The 264-nt window shown below is 68.2% G+C and carries 1 protein-coding gene; it reads right to left on the bottom strand.

The window, feature by feature from the left end; all coding sequences use genetic code 11:
• A partial coding sequence (locus SB822_RS57975) for an efflux RND transporter permease subunit (protein ID WP_410859222.1) occupies positions 1–264 on the bottom strand: 264 nt, incomplete at both ends.

Genomic DNA, 264 nt, shown 5'->3' with positions numbered 1-264 from the left:
CTGCACCTTGACCGCGGCATCGTCCGGATCGGTGCCCGGGCGGAAGGTGATGGTCATCTGCAGCACGCCGTCGGAGCCGGCGACCGACTTGATGTACATCATGTTCTCGACGCCGTTGATCGCCTCTTCAAGCGGCGTGGCGACGGTCTCGGCGATGACCTTGGGGTTGGCGCCCGGGTACACCGTGCGCACCACCACCGAGGGCGGCACCACTTCCGGGTACTCGCCGATCGGCAGCAGCGGGATGGCGATCAGGCCCGCGGC

The organism is Paraburkholderia sp. SIMBA_054 (assembly GCF_046534875.1).
Taxonomy (GTDB): Bacteria; Pseudomonadota; Gammaproteobacteria; order Burkholderiales; family Burkholderiaceae; genus Paraburkholderia; species Paraburkholderia hospita.
This window is presented reverse-complemented; position numbering and strand designations above follow the sequence as displayed.